Below are 22,005 nucleotides of genomic sequence, written 5' to 3'. Positions count from 1 at the left end.
GGATTATACTAGGCCGACGCTTTGGTAAATTCTTCTTTGAGACGAGCGGCCACGATTTTTTCCTGGCCGGGTTTCAGCATCCAGGTCGTGATGCTGATCCCTGCGGGTTCACCCACTACCTCGATGGACGGATTACCGTTGCGTAGCTGCTCCTGGAGCGCTTTGGGCGTGATTTTCACTTTGTCGGCCGCCCAGGAGATATGTAGCGTGGGGGTGTGGTTACCCAATTCCGGCGCAAAAGTTTGTGCCGATACGCCGTTCACCGACTTGGCGGTGTTGGCGATGTGCGCTGTTCGCTCTTCCCACATTTTCCATTCTTTCTGATGGTCCAGGTTCACGAACTTCTCCAGGGCGACGTACATACCCAGAATCTCTTCCTTGTTGACCTTCATGCCCCGGCCAATGGTTGAGCCGCGGGGGGGCATGCTGAGCCGGGCGGCTGCGATGTATTTTTTCTTGCCCATCAGCAGACCCGCACTTTGGGGGCCGCGCATCGCCTTCCCACCCGATACGCAGACCAGGTCGAAGCCCATGTCGTTGAACTTCCAGAGATTCTCGACCGGCGGTACGTCGGCGGCAATGTCGATCATGGTTGGGATGTTGTGCTTTTTGCCGAGCGCCACCCACTGCTGGTGCGTAATCTTGCCTTTGTCAGACTGGATGTTCAGGAACCAGAGCAGGGCGGTTCTGTCGCTGATGGCTTTTTCGACATCCTCAATTGTCTCTACCGGGATGATCTTGCAGCCGGTATTGGTCAGGGCGTGGGAGTACCCAATGTCGTGCGCTTTTTGGGCAATCACCTCCGATTTCATACCCGTGCCTTCGAGGTGCGGCAGTTGCTCTACTTTTTTCTGATCCATGCCCGTCAGGACACCGGCCAGGCCCAGCGTCATGGCCGAGAAACAACCGGCCGATACCACGGCCGACTCGGCGTGCGTCAGGGCGGCAATCTTTTCGCCAACCTTCGTCTGCACGTCGTCGAGCATCATGAACTCCTTCGACGAAGCCAGGATGGTATCAACGACATCGTCCTCCATGAGCGAGCCGGTCATGGCCGTATACGTACCGGCCGCGTTGATGAACGTCCGGATGCCTAACTCTTTGACCACGTTACGTGCCGCCAGCGCCGGAGCGGCTACGGCAGATCCGAAGGGTGTGGCCGTACCTAAAAAGCCGCCGAACAAAGGCAGGGCCGACAAACGCTTGATGAGACTTCTACGATTGAGCATAATTACAGGAGAGAGAAACAAAGAGATAATTAGTCAAAAATCCAGGTTCCGAATTTGTCGAATTCGTGGAAACTGCCACTCGTTTTTCGCCACGACCAGGTTGTGTAGCCTTTGTCGTAGTCAATCCGGTACAGGTTACCCCGCCATCGGCTGCCCGGCGTGGGCGGTGCCTGAACGAGAGGGGCCAGCAGCCGATACGGAATAAACACCTCGGCTGTCCAGCCGCTGATGGTTGCCTGGCTGATTTTGTCGCCACCCTGTACGCTGGTCGCATGCTGGGTTCTGGAATTGCCCTTGTAATTCCAGGGCTTCCATCCGTTAAATCGCCCGTTGATATTCGGTACCAAAATTGCCAGTTCGTAATTGAGGGGTGACAGTTCATATTCAAAATAGATCGGCACCGATGGGTCGGGCCAGATAAACACCTCCACTACGTCTTCTTTGAACAAAGCGGTAAAATCTTCCTCAATACTTGCCGTCAGCTTCTGGTCTTCGCACTGGAACAATACGTAGAGGCCGGTGACCGAGTACAGCAGTTTGGTATTGGTCGTCAGCATGCTCCCCGCCGATTCCTGAATTGAAATTGGTAGCCAGGGCGTCTTTGTCCAATTGAGGTGATCGCCTTTGCCGTTGACCTGAAAATCTTCTGTTTTGCGAATGTGAACTGCCGACGAGTCTTTCTCCTGCGCGTAGGCATGTGGGGCTACGTAGCACTGATACAAGGCCAGAAAAAGGAGTGCCCAACAGATTCGGTTCATGGCTGGAGTAACTGATTAATCGCAAAACAGAAGAAATCCGCGTCAGATAAAGGCAATGCAATCCATTTCAACCAGCGATTTGTTCGGTACGCCCGACCGTACACCTACTGTGGTGCGGACGGGTGGTTTGTTGCCAAAGCGGCCTTTGTACACCTCGTTCATCGCTTTGTAATCGTTGGGGTCATGGAGCAGAACACCAACCTTCAACACCTTCTGCATTGACGAACCCGCTTTCACCAGCTCTTTCTCCATTTCCTTGAGTACGTGATCGGTATGAGCTTTTACGTCGCCTTCAAAGTGAGCACCGATGCCCTGGATGAAGACCAGATTGCCCAGTTTCGTTGAACTCGAATAGAGCGGGTTGTCCGGCTGCGCGTCCAGATCAACGAGTTGGCTTCGGGTCAGCGATTCGGCGCGTGCAGTTGAGCTTGCTGTAAGTCCGGTCAGACTGGCTACGGATGCGAAAAGGCGTTTTAAGAGGGATCGGCGTTCGGCTTTCATGACGGTTTAATGAACGGATGAGTTAGTGTACCCTCGCCCGGCGAGGAGAGGGGAGAGGGTACTGGTAATAGTCAGAAAAAGCCAGAATTTACTTGTCCCACCAGACGACACTGGAAAGGGTATTGGTGCCACCCTGCCGGGTCCGCGCTTCAACGAAGTTGGCATTGTTGTAAATACCTTCCGAATCGGGAATCACAAAGCGGGTTGGAATTTGGCCGCCGGTAAGGTTTCCGGGATAATTCGTTGGGGTAAGTACCGGATAGCCCGTACGTCGCCAGTTGGCGAAGATCTCGTATTCGTCTTCCAGGAAAAGCGAAACCCATTTCTGGGTGCTGATCTGCTCAATCTGCTGGGCCACCGTTCCGCCTTTGTACGGATTGGCAACCAGATACGCGTTGATTTTCGCATCCGAAATGACACCACCCGTACCAAACAGCGACCACTGCCGCATGTTCGCTTTCACGGCGTTGGTGTACGCCACTTCGGCCGTACTGCCACTGTACCAGCCCCGCACGGCGGCTTCGGCCAGCAGCAGGTTCGTTTCCGCATTGCCCAGCACAACCAACGGCGCACTGTATTTCAGCAACGTATTGGGATTTGGTTCCGAGAACGAGTTGAAGTTAGCGGGCAGATTGTTGAAGGCCGCATTGGGCATACCACTCTGGCGAGCCGTTGTTGTATCGGCGGTAAACGTTTTGTTATCCGTCGTTGTCCAGACAATCGAAATGACGTTCAGCCGGGGGTCTTTCGTGTTTTTCAGGTAATCGATCAGCGTTTTTGCCAGTTTGCCGCCCTCTACGTTGTCGCCACCCGGCGTAATGTAATCCGTGCTGAGCAATCCGTTGGCGATGAAATTACGGCTGGCAATCTGCGACCCATCTACGTAGGCAATCACGGCGCGGTCGGCGTCATCGAGGATAACCCCACCGGCAATGGCTTTTTCAACCCAGGTTTTCGCCAAAGCCGGGTCAACCTGAGTTAAGCGCATTCCTAAACGAAGCATCAGCGAATAGGCAAACTTCTTCCATTTGGTAATGTCGCCACCGTACATCAGATCGGCATTGCCGAAAGTGACTTTGGCCGGGTCGAAGGCGGCAATCGATTCGTCGAGTTCCTTCAGCAGATCGGCATAAATAACCTGCTGCGTATCGTACTTAGGCGCGTAATTTTTACTAGCCAAGGCTTTCCCCGCGTCGAAATACGGGATGTCGCCGTATAGATCGGTCAGCCGGTGGAAAAGGTACGCTTTCCAGATGCGGGCGGCCGACAGCTTGTTTACATTGGCAGCGTTTCCCGATACGGCATCAATCACCTGACTAATCGAAATCACCGAACCTTGTCCGGCTGCAGTACCCGCGAAGGCATCCCAGCTGGCGGTCGAATAGTTGTAATTGAAGTACTTATCACCGGCCGCAGGCACCTCTTTATACGTAGCGAAATGCTGCATCGACTGACCGATGGTCAGGTAAGCCGCCCCCGTAAAATTGGTGCTTACCCCATCCAGCAGCGCTCTGGTAAAGAGGTACTGGGGAACAACCTGAGAATATTTATTGGGGTCTACGTTCATTTCCTCAAAGCCTTTGTCGCAGGCCGACAGCAGCAGAAATAATGGAGCCGAACAGAGTATCTTTTGAATCAAACGCTTCATGGTTCAGAGAATTACGTGATTAGAATTTCACCATTAGATTCACGCCCAGGCTACGGGTTCTGGGAACACCGAACGCTTCCAGACCCTGGGCATTCGTGCTGGTGTAGCTCGACTCCGGATCGAAATACTGGTTCTTTTTGTCCTTGTAGAGGATAGCCAGATTCCGGGCAACCAGCGAGATCGATGCACTTTGAATCTTCAGAAACGACAGTTTATTAACCGGAAGATTATAGCTCAAAACAACCTGGCGAAGCTTCACGAAGTCGTTGTTGAACATGAACAATGCCGTGTAGTTCTTGTCGTTGTCGTAATACGTATCCACCTCTTCTTTCTTCCAGGTTTTGGTGAAGGGAGCTCCTTCCGGCGTTACCCCCGTTACGGTGATGCCGGTTTCGCGACCGGGCAGGGTTTCCTGCGGCAAGCCGAAGCGATACGCATACTGGTACAGGTTTGAGTACACGATGCTGCCGAATTTGCCGTCGATCAGGAAATTCAGCGAGAAGTTCTTGTACCGGAAGTTATTGGTAATCCCCATCGTCAGCGGTGGCGTGCCCTGGCCGATTTCTTCCAGATCACCCCGGACGGCGTACCCACTGGCCGGATTGAAGACGACGTTACCGCCCGCATCGGTTTTCTTCCGATACCCCCAGACGGTTCCGTAAGGTCGATCCAATACGTTACGGACCAGGCCACCGCCTACGCCGGAGCCAATGTCGATGCCGGTCAGCCCTTCGGCCAGCCGTTCGATCTTGCTTCGGTTGTACGCCATGTTATAGCTCACATCCCAACTGAAATTACTCTGTTTGATGGGCGTTCCGGTGAGCAGCAGCTCAACACCCTTGTTGCTCAGTTCGCCTACGTTCAGCAGCGCCGAAGTATAGCCCGAAGACACCGCGATGTTGGTCGTTACAATATCATTCGTGGTTTTTCGGTTGTACAGCGTCAGGTCAATACCCAGGCGGTTGTTCAGGAATTTCGCTTCGATACCGCCCTCATACGTAGTAGAGGTCAATGGTTTCAGGTCGGGGTTCGGAACCTGTGACGACGATAGGACCTGCACCGGCCGACCGTTGTGGCCGCCCTGCTGCATGGAGTAGTACTGGTAGATCTGGTACGCATTTACGGTAGCGCCACCGACCTGCGCCCAGGAAGCCCGGAGCTTGGCAAAGCTGATCGCCTTGGGCAACTGGAACGCATCCGACAGGATGAACGAGCCGCCGACGGAGGGGTAGAAGATGTTGTTGCTCTTCGGATTCAGCACCGAAAACCAGTCCTGACGACCCGAAAGGGTCAGGTACGCTACGTTTTTATACCCAAAGTCCACCGAGCCAAATATGGAGTTGATCGCACTTTTCAGGTACGTCGGTGTCGTGGTCGAAGCGGCCAGATTGGTGTAACTGTAGAAGTAAGGAACCGTAAATTCGCTGCCCGCAATCTGGGTCTGGTCATACATGGACTGCTGCGCGTTGCCGCCCAGTAAAGCCGAGAAGCTCAGATTGTCTTTCAGGAAATTCGTGTTGTAGTTCAGCGTTAGCATCCCGTTCGTTTCCGACGACATCACTTTGCGGGCGTCATACGTACCGAGGGGTTGAAACGCGTTGTTGGTCGGCTGGACGTATTCGGACTGGAAGCTGTAGTAGTCCTGGCTGACGCTGCCCTTGATGGACAGATTATTCAGAATGTCGTACCGGATGCTTCCCTGGCTGAGAAACCGATTTTTCCGGTCGTCGTTCTTGAACTTGTTGACCACGAAATACGGGTTCGGTGCGGCCGGTACGGGGTTCCACTCCACTTCTTTACCCGTCACTGGATCATAACCCGGAGCCAGCGAACGAATGTCGACCGTATTAGCAATCAGGTACGTAGCCCAGTGCGGGTTCATATCCGCATACCCCACCTTTGGGCGGTTTATACCTTCTTCCAGATTGTACTGAAACACCGTTTCAATGCTCAGTTTTTTACCCAGAAACGCATTAAGGTTGAGGTTGGCAATACGCCGGGTGAACGACGAATTCGGGACAATACTGTTCGAACTGGTGTTATTGAGGCCCAGCCGGAAGTTGACGGTTTCGTTACCACCCGTAAAGGCTACCGAGTTGATATAGTTGCTGCCAGTCCGGTAAAAATTCTTCAGGTTATCTTTCTGAGGTGAGTAGGGGTGAAGCTGGCCGTCAACCTGAATCGTGGGCTGACCATCCATCCGGGCACCGTAGGACAGGCGACCGGTACTTTTAGCCTCGGTCAGGGTTGTGGGTTTTTTGCCGTCCAGGCCCTGGCCATATTCGTACTGCCAGTTTGGGATCACGGCAATGTCTTCGAAAGTTGTCGTGCTGTTTATTTCAATGCCCAGGCCTTTCTGGCCGCGCCCTTTCTTAGTCGTAATCAGAATAACGCCGTTCGACGCCCGGGCACCGTACAGGGCCGCAGCCGGACCGCCTTTCAAGACACTGATCGACTCAATATCGTCGGGGTTGATCCCACCAATGCCATCGCCCCGGTCGACGTTCATGCCATTACCATCCGACGCGGTGCCGCCACCGGGAATGCTGTTGTCCATGGGCATTCCGTTGATGACGTACAGGGGCTGGTTGTTGCCGTTCAGCGAGCCGTTTCCCCGGATGATGATCCGGCTGGAACCGCCCGGACCCGTCGACATACCCGTAGCGTTCACACCCGCAATTTTACCCGTCAGGGCGTTCGCTACGTTGTTTTCGCGGGCCTGCGTAAACTCGCTGCCTTTTACTTCGGAAACGGCATAGGCCAGGGCTTTTTTCTCTTTGGAGATACCTAAAGCCGTGACAACCACTTCACTCAATGTGCTGGATTCGGGTTCCAGATTTACGGCCAGGCTGGTTTGGTTGCCAATGGGTACTTCCTGCCGTTTGTACCCTACAAAGCTGAAGACCAGTACCGCATCCTCCTCGGGAGCATCAAGCGCAAACGTACCGTCGGCGATGGTGCTGGTCCCACGCGTCGTACCTTTGATCACCACACTAACACCGGGCAGTGGTGCCCCTTTTTCATCCAGTACAGTACCCGTTATTTTTCGTTTGGGAACTTCCGCCCGATCGGAAACTTTACTTTCCAGCCTGCTCTCCTGCCGTTTTAAGATAATCCGTTCCTGAAATACGTCGTAACCAACCTGATAAGGAGCCAGTACGGTCGTGAGTATCTGACCGAGCGGCTCTTCGCGGAAGGTATAGGAAAGCTTGCGGCTGCCCCCAAAAATCTGGGGGTTATACATGAACTTAACGCGGGCAACCTGCTCAATTCGCTCCAGCACCGTTTCGACGTCGGCACTGGTGAGCCGAAGCGTCACCTTCTGCTCCAGTACTTTCTGGCCGCTGACGTCAACGGCGTGCGCCAGGGAAACGAAGGCCACAGCCAGGAAGACTTGATAAAGGCCAGCGTGCATAATTTTCTGTAATGTCGTTTGAAACTGTATTCGTTTTGACATAGTTTTGGCTTTTGTCGGGTTCACAATTCGGCAAAAAGGAGTCCTGGTCCGGCTTGCGGACATCATCGTAGGCAATACATGAGGGACATTCGGAGTCGAAGATGTTGGCGCATTTTCGACTCTTTTTTATTGGGGCGAGGTAATGCTGTGCATAGGCAATCGGTTAGTTTAGTGGTTGTTAGGGAACTAGTACGTTCGCGGCTTACAGCCTTTACTGTGAATAATGATGTATCCGTCCAGCTGCTCAAACGTCGCGTCGATCGTATGCCCGATCAGGGTTAACTTTTCGTACAGCGGTTCATCGGCCAGGGCTGCCGTCAGGTAACAATCGCGCATCAGGTCTTCGTCGAACACAATCCGGATACCGTAAGCCTGCTCAAGTGTCGCAAACACCTCCGCAATGGGCGTCCGACGGAACGTAAAGAGCTGTTTCGGAGCCGATGGCGCGAGCAGGACCGGTTTTTTGACGATGCTCTTTACCAACCTCGATTCCTCGGGTGAGAAAACCAACTGCTGATTGGGCGTTAAGACAACCCCTTCGGCTTTTGACTCTTTCACTGAATTCGTTGCCGTCGCCCGGCTCTGCGGATAAACCGATACCTTACCCGTTCTGACAATTACCCGGGCCTGTTTCGCTCCTTCGTAAGCCTGCACAATAAAGCTCGTTCCCAATACTTTCGTAACCAGCCGATTGCTGTGTACGTAAAAGGGCCGGGTCGGGTCTTTTATGACGCTGAAAAACGCTTCGCCTGACAGATACACCTCCCGTTTACGGCCCGAAAACGATTTCGCGTAACTCACGCGGCTTTTGGGGGACAGCAGAATGGTGCTCCGATCAGGCAGACTCACCCGCAGAGGCTCGCCCGTTGCGTTGCTGACCTCCGTCAGGGAGCTGGCCGCGTGGTCAACGAGTTCGGCATACGTAATCTCACGCTTCGCGCAGGCCGAAAAAAACAGATGCCAGCCCAGCAAGCTAATCAAGACCAGAAAACTGGCCGCCATGCCGTATCGAACCGGCGTAAACTGCCACCAGCCAGACTGAACAGCATGCCGCTTCGGTAGGTCGAGGGCTTCCCGGAGCCGGACAATTTCCTGCTTTACTTCCTGCTTCGAGATGGATTCGCCCTCGTCAATCTGCCGCTTGTAATCAGTGTGCAGCGTAACCAGCAAGTGATACGCTTTGTCTACGACTTCGCTCCGGTCCGGATTGCCGAGCAGCCACTGCTCCCAAAATGCCTTGTCAATGGGGTTATCAAAAAGTTTCCAACGTTGAAATGAAGTATCAGCAGCTAATTCTTCGGGCTCAAAATCTCTGTATTCGTGCATAAACGCCAATGATACTTTCGCTTTGTTAAAGGAAAGATGCAGGACGTAGCGGTGAATACTCTCTTTGGAAAAGAATATTTTGAAAAATTTTATAAATGATGCCTGGTGGAGCCTTTAGGTGGAAGAAACGATGTCAATTGGACGTATGCGATTACAACCGTAACTAACTTTTAGTCAATCAAAAGGGATTGTCGGCAGAAGACGTGAATCCCACCTGATTACGTTCATTTTTTGTCTTTCCTCTTTTGGTCGGGATGACATAGTGTGATTTTAGTCTGATCATACAGAGGTTTTCTGTTGGCTGCCCCTGCATTACATCCGTACGTAGCCAACCCATTGTCATGAGAAGAATCGTAGATTGGGTGGAGAAACCGTAACGTTGTTAAAAAAGGCAGTGCCTGCTCCTGAGGCCAACCGGCACCAAAAACAGGCACTGCCTTTTATTCATGCAAAGCTTAAGGCGTTGCGGCCGCTGCTGTGCTATCCGCTTTGCGTTTGGCTTCTTCCTTCGCGCGTTTCTTGAAAAAACCACGTAACAAAATGTTATTCTGAGCCGCTTTCAAATCCTCATTCAGCAGCACAGTGCCCTGATTCAGGTTACGTAACGTATTGCGCAGGTTGGTAGCCGTTTCCTGATCGGTCAACAACACACCCAGCGGACTGTTGGTATTGTTTAGTTTTTCCGAAGCCCGGTTTATGTTCTCCGAGGTGCGGTTGAGATTGCTGACGGTCTGGTCGGCGGAACTGGCGGCACTTTCGAGTCGATTGGCCGAGCGGCTTAACCGGCGAAATACGGCGGTATCGGTAACCAGTTCGTTCGCCAGTGTGCCTTTCGTGTTCAGTTTACCCGCGAACTGCGAAACTGAGCGCGTTACGTTCGCCGTATTTTCCGAAGCCCGTTCGAGGTTCTGCATCGCGCGTTTGAAGTTGAGCGCGACCATCGAATCGGTCAATACCGCCCCGACGGTTCCTTTCCCGCGTCTGATGTTGCCAACCAGCGCTTTAAAATCGTTGGTCACCTTAAGCAGGTTGCGGTTATTTTCCTGAAGCGTCGTCATGATCTGATCGGAACTCAGTGCTTCCTGCGTTTTTAACCGATCACCTTCCTCAACCTCGGGGTGGTTGGGCGTGCCACCGGTAATTACGACAATCTTATTGCCGATGAGTCCATCTGAACTGATGGTAGCACTGGCGTCTTTACGGATATACTGCTGAGAGCTTTGCTCAATGTTCATGTCTACTTCTACCTGGGCGTTTCCGAAAAAGCTCACTCGCTTAACCGTGCCGATTTTGACGCCTGAAAACCAGACATTGTTGCCCGCTTTCAGGCCGGCCACATCTTTAAAAACGGCAATAATCTGAATGCTTTTGGTGAAACGCTTTTGTTGGCCACCCAACACGAAGACTCCGGCAATGAAAATGACAATCCCCAGCAGAATAAAAATGCCGACGACAACGGAGCGTTTTGTTGATTCAGTACTCATTCGAATCGGATATAATGGTGGTGTAAGTGCAGTAGGTGTAATTGTTGAAGTGCGCAAAATGTTTTACTGTAACCTGCTCACTCTACTTAAATTGATCTACCTGAAACAGGTGATTAATTCACGAAATTGTAATTGTAAAACTGCTGAACCCGCTCGTCGGGATCTGCAAATACCTCATCGAACGTACCGACCCGCTCAAATTTACCGTCCAGCAGCATGGCCACCCGATCACCGGTTGTTTTGGCGCAGGTGAGATCGTGCGTAATGATAATAGATGTAGCTTTATGGCGTTCCCGCACTTCGTTGATCAGGTTGTTGATGTCGATACTGGTAATCGGGTCAAGGCCGGCGGTAGGTTCATCGTAAAGCATAATTTCGGGCTTTAGAATCAGCGTGCGGGCAATGCCGATCCGCTTCCGCTGGCCACCCGACAGCTCCGATGGCATCTGGTTGATGGTCTGCGACAAACCTACGTCGTCGAGAGCTTCTTCAACCGCCCGGTCGATGTCGGCCCGGCTCAGATTCCGGATGTTTCGTACGAGCGGAAATTCAAGGTTTTCGCGAATGCTCATGCTATCGTACAGAGCACTGCTTTGAAACGAGAACCCCACTTTTTGCCGGAACGCATCCAGTTCACGACCCCGCAGACGTTCTACATCCTCGCCTAATACCCGAACGATACCCGCATCGGGCTGGAGCAGGCCCACGATAATTTTGATCAGAACGGATTTTCCGGTACCTGAGCGGCCCAGCACGACTACATTTTCTCCGCGGTTTACGTCCAGGTCTACCCCCTGCAACACGTGTAAATCGCCGAACGATTTACGCAGCCCGCGAATGGTAATAACTGGTTCATTGGTTGGTGTCATGGCAGTGTAATGAGTAATCAGAAGCAGCAAAAAATCATCCGGAATGAGTACCCGATGGCTTGTCAACTACCCCGTATTGCCCCTACAATCTGTAAGGAGATTAATTCTTCGATAAAGACCAGGAACATCGACGTAACTACAGAAGAGTTGGCGGCCTTCCCCACGCCTTCGGTTCCCTTTGAGGAATGATACCCTTTATAGCAGCCTACCATGCCGATTGTGAAGCCGAACACAATCGATTTAAGCAGGGACGCAAAAATGTCGAGGTACGTAACGGCCCCGAACACCTCCTGGATGTACGATGTAAAACTGGTCTGCTCGTTCAGATTGACATTGATGTACGCGCCCATGAGCGCTACAAAAATCGTGTACATCGTCAGGATCGGAATGGTAAAGGAAGTTGCCAGTACGCGGCTGACTACCAGAAACTTGAATGGGTCGGTTCCCGACACTTCCATGGCGTCGATCTGCTCTGTTACGTTCATCGACCCCAATTCGGCCCCGATGCTTGACCCTACTTTTCCGGCGGCAATCAGGGCTGTGACCAGCGGCCCTAACGCCCGCACAATGGCAATCGCGATCAGCGACGGCAGCCACGACGTAGCGCCAAACTCCGATAGAGACGGTCGAGACTGGTTGGTAAAGACGATACCCGTGATGAAACCCGTGGTAGAGATGAGCAACAGGGACCGATAGCCGACTTCGTAGCACTGCCGGATAATTTCCTTAAACTCGTAGGGAGGTAAAAACACTTCCCGGAAGAAGCGGCCAACGAAGGAGCCTACGTCGGCTAAATTTAGAAAGATTGCATCCAGCCGGCGACCGACAACGGGCCGATCGGATGTTGATTTTTGAGGATTGGTGGTATCAGACTGCATTTAGCGGCTTAATGTAGTGGGGCCAGGTATTAACCCGGCTTCATGTAAGGGTATAACTGATTTGTACGTTGGTAGTTTAATTTTACCCGTACTACGTCTGTTAGCCAGTTGGTTAACTTAGTTTGTGGGATAGAATAGCAGTATTGTCCTAAAAAAAGCCCGGCCTGCCAATACGAATTGGCAGGCCGGGCTCTCGGGACTAGACGCTTGGATTAACTCGCCCGCTGGAGCGTCGCTGACAAGGGATAATAAGCCGTTTGCGGCAATGGAGCTAAAAATGAAGAGTAATCATTGAGACGTGACAACACTTCTTTGTACACCAGCACCCGAAACAGATAATACTGGGTTTCGCGCGGCAGCCGCATCCGGTAATAATCACGGTGATCCAGCCGTTTCAGCTGGTTCTTCAAATAGCTCGGTCCGGCGTTATAAGCCGCAGCTACTAACGACCACGAACCCAGTTGGTCATAGAGTTTTCGCAGGTACTGGCAGGCCGCTTCGGTTGCTTTGTGAACATTGAAGCGTTCATCAACCCGACCACCTACTTTCAGCCCTAGCTCACGGGCCGTTCCGGGCATCAACTGCCAGTAGCCAGCCGCGCCAACCCGCGAAACGGCCTTGGCCCGCAGGCCACTTTCAGCCAGTGGTATATACCGGAAGTCGTCGGGGATGTCGTATTTTTTTAATATGGGATTGATGATCGGAAAAAACGCATCGGCTTTCTGGCGAAGATTTCCCAGGTCTCTGGCCTGACTGCGGAACAACGTAAACACATGTTTCCACCGGTCAACGACATCGGTCTGATCCAGCGGTAAGCACTCCCCGCAGAAGTTAACATCGAGCAGAGGAAGGGCGGGCGCATCGGCAACCGGCTTCACCAGGGATGTCATGATGCTGGACTGGGGCTGAAGCATTGACCCGGTTGCGTCGGGCTGGGCAATAACACCGAAAGAACTCGAATTGGCGTGAGAAATTGGTGAGGGGGCAATCTTGGCGGCAACTGTGACAGCCGGGCGAAGGGCGGCCATTAATACTGAAAATCCAACACGTATAAGCAAAACTAAAAATAGATGGTACTGAGTCTATAACGCCAGTAGAATATATATAGTGCATTGATAATCAATATAATACATGACGTTTGTTGATATGATAGTAGGCTGGTGACGAGCGAGGTCAAAAACTGATTGAGTCTCAGGAGTTTTCACGGAAAAATCTAATACCCTGATTTTTAAATAAATTTCTGATAACCGGGTAGGACCACGTCGGGCGAATGCGGATAAACTAGTGGTGGGTCAGCGTAAAAAACCGACCTTTGTAGCCGCAAACCTCCGGCACAAGCTGTCGGCTGGATCAGGAACGCTTATGATTGAAATTGGACGAATAAATACCTTAGTCGCGCTGCGCGAAACCAGCGTTGGGTTCTTTCTGGGCGATGAGCAGGGCAATGACGTGCTGCTGCCCAACAAATACGTGCCCGATACGCTGGACGTTGACGATGAGATCGACGTTTTCGTATATACTGACTCCGAAGATCGGCCCATCGCAACCACCTTGACCCCCGCCATTCAGCGCGACGAGTTTGCTGCGCTGCAGGTGGTGGCCGTGACCAGCGCCGGAGCTTTTCTGGACTGGGGCCTGGAAAAAGATCTGCTCGTGCCGCACCGCGAACAAAGTCGGCCAATGCAGGTTGGGCAGTGGCCCGTCGTGTTCATGTATCTGGATGAAGAAACCAACCGACTCGTGGCGTCGAGTAAGATAAGCCGCTTTTTAGATCCTGATGCGGGCGACCTGTACGTCGGCGAAGAGGTGCAGTTGCTGGCCTACGAAACTACCGACCTGGGCGTGAATGTGATCATCAACAATCGCCATAAAGGGCTGATTTACGCCAACGAGATTTTCCGAACGGTACGTCCCGGTGATCCGCTGATTGGATATATCAAAAATATTCGGGACGATGATCGCATTGATGTCAGTCTGCAACGTACTGGTTTTGAGAATGTGGAGCCCAACGCCCGACGCATTCTGGCTACGCTCAAAGCGGAAAACGGATTTCTGCCCCTGACCGACAACAGCCCCCCCGAACAGATTTACGAAACGCTGGAGATGAGCAAGAAAACCTTCAAGAAAGCCGTCGGAACGCTCTATAAAGAACGGAAAATTGTCATCGAAGAAAAGGGTATTCGCCTGGTGTAGCGAGAGCGCACTGTGTTGCCTGTAAACTATATACGCTACGTAAAAACAAAAGCCCGCTCCATCCAGAAGCGGGCTTTTTGGTGAAAACAGGTTCTGGTCGCTAAACGCTGCGGCCCTGAATCAGACGCAGAATAATGGCGATAACCGCAATGACCAGCAAGACGTGAATGATACCGCCAAGACCGAAACTATTGAAGCCTAAAAAACCAAGCAGCCAGATGATGATCAGCACCACGGCTATAGTATACAGCAGATTACCCATAACGTTTATTGGTTTATTGAATTAATTAGGTGTATTACAAGCAACTAACCAACGCACCATCATTTGGTTTTCAGAATCTACTAACCCGCCCGGTTCCGACCCGTTAAATGGGGAGTTTACCACCGACTCAAAGGCTTGAAAAATCCTTGTTTTATCTAGCCCGTACAGGGTGAAAATGGGCCGGGGGCTAAGGTCTGGTTGGTTTGCGGGCGCATTTACCAGTATATTCGGCGGCCCAATTCACGTTAAAAATGAAAGTAAGAAAAGCCGTGATTACCGCAGCTGCCCGCGGAGAACGATTATATCCGGTAGCCGATACCATTCAGAAAGCCATGCTGCCGGTTATCGATATCGATGGATTATACAAACCCGTTATTCAGGCCATTGCTGAAGAAGCTTTTCTGAGCGGCATCGACGAAATCTGCGTCGTTGGTGCTCCTGGCGACGGTGAACGTTATATCAATGCCTTTACGTCGCTGCGGGATAACCTGGTTAAATCGTTTAAAAGCGTCGACTGGGCCAGAGAAGAGGCCGATAAGATTGATAATCTGCTCAGCCGGGTTCAGTTTACCGAGCAGCCTGAGCCATTAGGCTATGGTCATGCCGTGTATTGCGCCAGGGAGTTTGTGGGGAATGAACCGTTCCTGTTGCTGCTGGGCGATTACTTATACGTATCAAACCTGACCAACAAGCGGTGTGCTGCCCAACTGATTGAGCTGGCTACCCAGGAAAACTGCTCCGTGTCGGCTGTTAACCCGACCATCGAGCATCAGATCGGTCGCTACGGCACCTTGACGGGTAAACACGTACCGAACAGAATGGGGGTTTATCAGATCGAAAAACTGATCGAGAAACCGTCCCTGAGCGTAGCCGAGCTTGAACTCCAGACCCCTGGTCTGCGCGTTGGCTATTACCTCTGCTTCTTCGGCATGCACGTACTAACCCCCACCGTTTTTGCTATTCTACAGAAACACATTGCGCAGGGAAGTGCGAATACCCCGCTGACGCCGACATTACAGGAACTGGCCGATACGGAAACATACCTGGCGCTGGAGGTGAAAGGAAATCGCTACGACTTAAGCGGACGTAACGGGCTGTTGCGGGCGCAGATGGCGCTTGGCCTGGCGGGGGAAGCGCATGATGAAACGCTGACGTCTATGGTCGAGCTGTTGGCCGAAGCCAATACGCGAAAAGCGCAGGTGGTTCAATGAGGTAAAACAGAGTCCCTCTGTCTGGAAGGGCTTCTTGTGTTTGATACATAGAAAAAGGCAACATGAATGTTTTCATAGAAACAATTACGTCTACTGACCCCGCTGCTCGTAACCGATCCTTTTTTGACTTAAGTCGTAATCTATCTACTCATAATCTGCTGAAAGCCCTGCGTGAACTGGACGATTTTCGGAAGTCCACGCCGAATCTGTACGATAAAGTCAGAGCCATTCTGTTCTTATACGCTGGTTTTCGCTTTTTCCTGATGGAGGCTACCGAGACACCGGCTATCGGCAAAATACCGTACGCGGGCTTCGAAGATTTGCTGGCCCGTCGGTTTGAGCAGGCCATTGCTACGTTCTTGCAGGACCTGGACAAACACGGCCCGAACGCTACGTTATTCAGCGCTTTGGCCGATAGCTATCACCATCTGTCGTTCCAGATTCTGGCCGATCAGGTTCGGAAAAGCGTTCGGTCGAGCAAAGGCAATCAGTGGATGTTCCGCGTTGGGCATCGGGACGAACACCCGATCCGCATCCATCCTAAGCTGCTCCAACGATCCGACAACTCGCTTTTTTACCCCATCCTGCACGAGCAGACGTCCGTCCGGATGGATTTAACCCATAGCGGGTGGTCGGATATTTTCTTCCTGGGGATGGATTATCCCGAAGGGGCCCGCGTCATCAATATTTCGATCGATCTCGGCGTATTCGGTCGTGATAAAGACATTCGCCCGCCTTTGCATTGTTACGTGCGGGTTATCTCCGAGCCGGTGCTGCGGCTGACCAGCGTTGACCTGAACACGACTAAAGACGTGCATGATCTGGCCGATCTGTTCAACTTTGGGAACGACTACCTGAGCCTGGTCAAAGCGGGCGTGATTGCCTCAGGACTCATTCCGCCCTCGTTTGAAGGCACGAACCAGTCGCTGGCTGATATTCTGGCCCGGATTGTAGCGCCGGGGATGGGAATTGAACTGGTGACCAAAGTAAATGACATTCCGAAGGGCTCGCGCTTTGCGGTTTCTACCAACCTGCTGGGTTCGATCATTAGCTTGCTGATGCGAGCAACGGGACAGACCCGAAATCTGGAAGGTGGGCTTGACGAAAGCGAACGTCGGTTGGTGGCTTCGCGGGCTATTCTGGGCGAGTGGATCGGTGGGTCGGGTGGTGGCTGGCAGGACTCGGGTGGGGTTTGGCCAGGTATTAAAGCCATTCAGGGCACCTTCGCCCAGGAAGGTGATCCGGAACACGGCATCAGTCGAGGCACCTTATTACCCCGCCACCGCGTATTGACCGGTGAAGCTGTGCATCCCGAGATTCAGGCGAAAATTATGAATTCGCTGGTGTTGATGCACGGCGGTATGGCCTCCAACGTAGGGCCGATTCTGGAGATGGTCACCGAAAAGTACCTGCTCCGGGGCGATCACGAATGGGTAGCCCGCCAGCAAACGAATCAGATTTTCGACAATATTCTGGGTGCCATTCAGGAAGGTGACATCAAGAAGCTGGGCGCGAACACGGCCCGTAACTGGGAAGGACCCATCAAAACCATTATTCCGTGGGCGTCGACTTACTTCACGGAGCAGATTATTGCCAAAGCTAAAAAACAGTTTGGCGACGATTATTATGGTTTTCTGATGCTGGGCGGTATGTCGGGGGGCGGTATGGGCATGTTTGTCAATCCGGCTCGGTACGAGGATTACAAAATGCAGGTGCTGGACATTCTCCGAAAAACAAAGAACGAACTGTCCGACTCACTGCCTTTTGCGATGGAGCCGGTGGTATACAATTGGAGTATCAATCCAAAAGGCACCTGGGCCAATCTGCACGAAGGGAATGATGCCTTAATGCCGGAGCAGTATTACGGCATCCACGTATCGGAGTTGGTGCGAAAAGATCCGGCTTCGATACCGTATGTTCGCCGGGCCGAAATCGACTACTTTACTACGTATTGCGAGCAGAACAATCAGGCCTATCCCTTGCTGCGGACCATTGTCAGCAACCTGTTCAAAGTGTCTGACCCAACCTCGCAGGGCAACCGGAGTGCTGAGAACGAAAAAGCCGATCGGATCAAGAAAGAGAACGGCTTCGATTACATTCAGCATGAGGAAATTCGCGAAGAGCTGCAAAAAGGGCGTATTGGTCTGTCGCGCAACCGCCTACCGGCCGAAACGTCGATTGAGGATGTGCAGCCCAACGAGATTGCTCAGCTCGAAGCGTTAGCCTCGTCCCTTCAACCGGGTGAAGCCGCTATTCAAGCGGGTAAAGTGGCTGTTATGAGTCTGGCCGCTGGTGTTGGCAGCCGCTGGACCAAAGGGGCCGGGGTAATCAAAGCCATCAATCCCTTCGTCGAGATAAATGGTGTGCACCGAAGTTTTCTGGAAATACACCTGGCCAAAACGCGCAAAGTAGCCGAACGTTACGGAGCCGTCCTTCCGCACCTTATCGCGACTAGTTACCTGACCCACGAGCCGATCCGGAAGAAGTTAGCACAAACGAGCAACTTTGGTTACCAGGGACCTACTTTGCTGTCGCCGGGCCGTTCGATTGGGCAGCGATTCGTGCCGATGGAGCGTGATTTGCGGTTCATGTGGGAAGAAATGCCGCAGGAAACGCTCGACGAGAACAAGCAGAAAGTGCGGGATGCCGTTCGGCAGACCATGATTTCGTGGGCCAAATCGAAAGGCGAGGGGACTGACTACGTCGATAACATCGCGGCTCAACGGTTTTCGCCACTGGGTCACTGGTATGAGGTATCGAATCTGTTACGTAACGGCACGCTGGCCAAGTTACTCGCCGAGTATCCGCAGGTCGAAACGATCATGTTGCATAACATCGACACGTTGGGTGCGGATGTCAATCCGGCAGCGTTGGGTCATCATCTTGCCTCGGGGAATGTGCTCACGTTCGAGGTTGTTCCCCGACGAATTGAAGACCGTGGGGGCGGATTAGCCCGCGTAAATGGGACCATCCGCCTGTTAGAAGGCCTGGCGCAGCCTCGCGAAGAGGACGAGCTTAATCTTAGCTATTACAACACGAATACAACCTGGATTCAGGTTGATCCGCTGCTTCAGCTGTTTGGCCTGACCCGCGCCGATCTGCAAACCGGTGATGAGGCCCAACTGGCAAAAGCGGTACGTAGCGTGGCCCACCGGATTCCCACTTATGTGACCATCAAAGACGTAAAATACCGCTGGGGACACGGGCAGGAAGATATTTACCCCGTTGCGCAGATTGAGAAATTGTGGAGCGATATGTCGGCACTGGCTGATGTGGCGTGTGGCTATATTGAAGTGCCCCGATACCGCGGGCAGCAGTTAAAAGACCCCGCTCAACTGGATTCTTGGGTGACGGACGGCAGCAAAGACCATGTAGCCTCTTTATGCCTCTTTGCTGAATAAGCGCAGGTCGCAGTTGTTTGTCAAGTTTAGTATTCTGAAATTGTTGGTGCAAAGAGTCTATTTATACAGGCGGTTTCAGCGGTAGATTGCCACTGAAACCGCCTTTTCTCGTTACGTTTACCCCTTTTATTGGCAATTGCCAACGTTTATAAAATGCCCTTACGTTCTCAAGATTGGTTTGGCCGCACCGGTAAAGACGGCTTTATATATCGGGCCTGGATGAAAAACCAGGGCTTCCCGCATCACGAATTCGAAGGCAAACCGGTTATCGGTATCTGCAACACCTGGTCGGAGCTTACTCCCTGTAACGCGCACTTCCGCGAACTGGCCGAAGCCATTAAGCGGGGCGTGTGGGAGGCCGGTGGCTTCCCGCTCGAATTCCCGGTGATGTCGCTCGGTGAATGTCAGATTAAACCGACTGCCATGCTGTTCCGAAATCTGGCCAGCATGGATGTCGAAGAAAGTATTCGCGGTAACTCGCTGGATGCCGTTATTCTGATGTGCGGCTGCGATAAAACAACGCCTTCCCTGGTGATGGGTGCCTGTAGCGTTGACCTGCCGACGATGGTCGTATCGGGAGGGCCGATGCTGGCCGGCCGTTTTCAGGGTCGTAAGATTGGAACGAGCGATCTGTGGCGCTTTGCGGAATCCTACAAAATGGGTGAAATGAGCCAGGCCGAGTTTATCGCGGCCGAAGCCAGTATGGCCCGGAGTCAGGGGCACTGCGCCGTGATGGGCACGGCCTCGACGATGGCGGCTATGGTTGAATCGCTCGGTTTGGCCCTGCCCGACAACGCGACTATCCCAGCGGCTGATTCACGTCGGAAAGTACTGGCTCATTTAACGGGTATGCGGGCCGTAGAGCTGGCAAGAGAAGGCATTACTCCATCGAAGATTCTGACTCGGGAGGCCTTCGAAAATGCAATCATAGTGAACGCAGCACTGGGCGGTTCAACGAACTTTATCCTGCACCTGACGGCCATTGCCGGACGGGTTGGCGTTGACCTGTCGCTGGATGATTTTGATCGGATTTCGGCCAAAATCCCGCTGCTCGCGAATTTGCAGCCCTCGGGTGAACACTTCGTTGAAGATCTGTTCTATGCGGGTGGCTTACCGGCCATTATTCGTGAACTGCGCCAGTACCTGCACAACGACGCGATAACTGTAAACGGACAATCAATCGGTGAAAACTGCGCAGAAGCCCAATGCTACGATCCGGCCGTGATTGCGTCGGTCGATAACCCGTTCAAGCCCGAGTCTGGTGTAGCCGTATTGCGGGGAAACCTGTGTCCGAACGGGGCTGTGTTGAAGCCATCGGCCGCAACACCTGCCCTGATGCAACATACCGGACGTGCGGTGGTATTTGAAAATATTGACGACTACAAAGCCCGCATCGACGATCCAGACCTCGACGTTGACCCAAGCTGCGTGCTGGTTCTGAAAAACGTAGGTCCTAAAGGATACCCGGGTATGCCGGAAGTAGGCAATATGCAGTTGCCTGCCAAGGTTCTGGCGTTGGGTGTACACGACATGGTACGCATCTCAGATGGACGGATGAGCGGTACGGGCTTCGGAACGGTTGTTTTGCACGTATCACCCGAAGCGGCTGTAGGAGGAAATCTGGCCCTGGTCCAGAACGGCGATCTGATTACGTTGGATGTTGAAAATCGCAGCCTGCATCTACACGTTTCTGATCAGGAACTGGCTAGTCGACTGGTTCATTTTAAACCGCTTGACCTGGGTTATGAACGGGGCTACGTCAACCTGTACATTCGCCACGTTACCCAGGCACACGAAGGGGCCGATTTTGATTTCCTGCGGGGTGCTTCCGGCAGCGAAGTAAAGCGCGATTCGCATTAATGTTCTGTATTCTGTTCCGGTAATCTCCGAATTAATGTAGGCATTACCGGAACAGAATATGAGCCGGGAATGACTTTTCCATGAATCAACAATTTACTAATCAGACCGCTATTATTACGGGAGCGGGAGTTGGTATCGGTTTCGCTATTGCCAAAGCACTCGCTAAACAAGGCGCTAACGTTTTACTGAATGACTTCGACGATGCATTAGCGCACAAAGCCGTTGATGAGATCCGGCAGGAGGGAGGCAATTGCCAGGCATTCCCCGGTGATGCGTCGGACGTACCGTTTATACAGCAGATGGTGCAGACGGCTGTCCGCGAGTTTGGCTCGCTGGATCTGGCGATTGCCAACGCCGGCATCACCATCTTCGGCGACATTTTCACAACAACCCCCGAGGCATTCGAGAAAATTGTCAACCTGAACCTACGGGGCAGCTTTTTTCTGGCGCAGACAGCCGCTCTTCAGATGCGGGAGCAGGGGCGGGGCGGTAGTGTGTTGTTTATGTCATCGGTTGTGGGCCATCAGGCGCATCCCGGTTTACCGGTCTACAGCCTGACGAAAGCGGGTCTGGAAATGCTGGCCAGACAGTTGGTTATTGATTTTTCACCCATCGGCATTACCGTGAACGCCATTGCTCCCGGCGCAACGCTAACCGAACGGACCTTAGATGATCCGTCGTACATCCCAATCTGGTCGCGCATCACGCCCATGGGTCGCCCCGCTACCGTTGACGACATCGCCAATGCTGCCTTGTTTCTGCTATCGCCCCAGTCGCGTCACATCACCGGTCAAAGCCTGATTGTTGATGGAGGCTGGACGAGCGTGGGTATTCCACCGCTGTAAATAGCTTTAATTTGCAGATAAATACGGTGTACATCAAGTAGTTATACGCTTGTTAGTGAGGTGTTTGTGCCAGAACTTTAGTT

Annotated in this window: 16 protein-coding genes; 5 read left to right on the top strand and 11 right to left on the bottom strand. The window is 52.6% G+C overall.

The window, feature by feature from the left end:
• Positions 1-8: 8 nt before the first annotated feature.
• The 10 genes from ACYVBJ_RS22020 to ACYVBJ_RS21975 all read right to left on the bottom strand — a co-directional run bounded on the left by ACYVBJ_RS22020 (position 9) and on the right by ACYVBJ_RS21975 (position 13,178).
• Positions 9-1,229, bottom strand: coding sequence for a selenocysteine synthase (locus tag ACYVBJ_RS22020; RefSeq protein ID WP_460984458.1), 1,221 nt, complete (start codon positions 1,227-1,229; stop codon positions 9-11).
• A 29-nt stretch (positions 1,230-1,258) separates the two neighbouring features.
• A complete protein-coding gene (locus ACYVBJ_RS22015) occupies positions 1,259-1,987 on the bottom strand; it encodes a carbohydrate-binding family 9-like protein (protein ID WP_460984457.1) in 729 nt (242 codons plus the stop codon).
• Positions 1,988-2,029: 42 nt separating this feature from the next.
• The gene (locus ACYVBJ_RS22010; protein WP_460984456.1) at positions 2,030-2,488 is read right to left on the bottom strand and encodes a RidA family protein; all 459 of its coding nucleotides are present in this window, start codon (positions 2,486-2,488) and stop codon (positions 2,030-2,032) included.
• Between the two features lie 88 nt (positions 2,489-2,576).
• Positions 2,577-4,136, bottom strand: a complete 1,560-nt coding sequence (locus tag ACYVBJ_RS22005; protein ID WP_460984455.1) for a SusD/RagB family nutrient-binding outer membrane lipoprotein — start codon at positions 4,134-4,136, stop codon at positions 2,577-2,579.
• Between the two features lie 19 nt (positions 4,137-4,155).
• On the bottom strand, positions 4,156-7,593 hold the full coding sequence (locus ACYVBJ_RS22000; protein ID WP_460984454.1) for a SusC/RagA family TonB-linked outer membrane protein: 3,438 nt from the start codon (positions 7,591-7,593) through the stop codon (positions 4,156-4,158).
• 186 nt (positions 7,594-7,779) lie between these two features.
• Positions 7,780-8,919, bottom strand: coding sequence for a FecR family protein (locus tag ACYVBJ_RS21995; RefSeq protein WP_460984453.1), 1,140 nt, complete (start codon positions 8,917-8,919; stop codon positions 7,780-7,782).
• A 455-nt stretch (positions 8,920-9,374) separates the two neighbouring features.
• A complete protein-coding gene (locus tag ACYVBJ_RS21990; protein ID WP_460984452.1) occupies positions 9,375-10,403 on the bottom strand; it encodes an MlaD family protein in 1,029 nt (342 codons plus the stop codon).
• 113 nt (positions 10,404-10,516) lie between these two features.
• The gene (locus ACYVBJ_RS21985; RefSeq protein WP_460984451.1) at positions 10,517-11,272 is read right to left on the bottom strand and encodes an ABC transporter ATP-binding protein; all 756 of its coding nucleotides are present in this window, start codon (positions 11,270-11,272) and stop codon (positions 10,517-10,519) included.
• A gap of 62 nt (positions 11,273-11,334) precedes the next feature.
• Positions 11,335-12,150 (bottom strand): MlaE family ABC transporter permease, encoded by an 816-nt coding sequence (locus tag ACYVBJ_RS21980; protein ID WP_460984450.1) that lies wholly within the window; start codon positions 12,148-12,150, stop codon positions 11,335-11,337.
• Positions 12,151-12,362: 212 nt separating this feature from the next.
• A complete protein-coding gene (locus tag ACYVBJ_RS21975; protein ID WP_460984449.1) occupies positions 12,363-13,178 on the bottom strand; it encodes a lytic transglycosylase domain-containing protein in 816 nt (271 codons plus the stop codon).
• Between the two features lie 334 nt (positions 13,179-13,512).
• Between ACYVBJ_RS21975 and ACYVBJ_RS21970 the strand changes: the two genes are divergently transcribed.
• On the top strand, positions 13,513-14,343 hold the full coding sequence (locus ACYVBJ_RS21970) for a CvfB family protein (protein WP_460984448.1): 831 nt from the start codon (positions 13,513-13,515) through the stop codon (positions 14,341-14,343).
• 100 nt (positions 14,344-14,443) lie between these two features.
• Here the strand turns inward: ACYVBJ_RS21970 and ACYVBJ_RS21965 are convergent, their stop codons facing one another.
• Positions 14,444-14,605 (bottom strand): lmo0937 family membrane protein, encoded by a 162-nt coding sequence (locus ACYVBJ_RS21965; protein ID WP_460975664.1) that lies wholly within the window; start codon positions 14,603-14,605, stop codon positions 14,444-14,446.
• Between the two features lie 251 nt (positions 14,606-14,856).
• Between ACYVBJ_RS21965 and ACYVBJ_RS21960 the strand changes: the two genes are divergently transcribed.
• The 4 genes from ACYVBJ_RS21960 (at position 14,857) to ACYVBJ_RS21945 (ending at position 21,922) form a co-directional block, all read left to right on the top strand.
• Positions 14,857-15,816: a UTP--glucose-1-phosphate uridylyltransferase gene (locus ACYVBJ_RS21960; protein ID WP_460984447.1), complete on the top strand. Its 960-nt coding sequence runs from the start codon at positions 14,857-14,859 to the stop codon at positions 15,814-15,816.
• Positions 15,817-15,878: 62 nt separating this feature from the next.
• Positions 15,879-19,217, top strand: coding sequence for a UTP--glucose-1-phosphate uridylyltransferase (locus tag ACYVBJ_RS21955; protein WP_460984446.1), 3,339 nt, complete (start codon positions 15,879-15,881; stop codon positions 19,215-19,217).
• 153 nt (positions 19,218-19,370) lie between these two features.
• Positions 19,371-21,077 carry an IlvD/Edd family dehydratase gene (locus tag ACYVBJ_RS21950; RefSeq protein ID WP_460984445.1) on the top strand — a complete coding sequence of 569 codons (1,707 nt, stop codon included), beginning with the start codon at positions 19,371-19,373 and terminating at the stop codon, positions 21,075-21,077.
• 80 nt (positions 21,078-21,157) lie between these two features.
• Complete coding sequence (locus tag ACYVBJ_RS21945; protein ID WP_460984444.1) at positions 21,158-21,922, top strand: SDR family NAD(P)-dependent oxidoreductase; 765 nt, start codon at positions 21,158-21,160, stop codon at positions 21,920-21,922.
• The last annotated feature ends 83 nt before the right edge of the window (positions 21,923-22,005 follow it).

This window comes from Spirosoma fluminis, from assembly GCF_054778895.1.
Note: the sequence above shows the minus strand (reverse complement) of the source record. Positions and strands in the feature narration are given on the sequence as shown.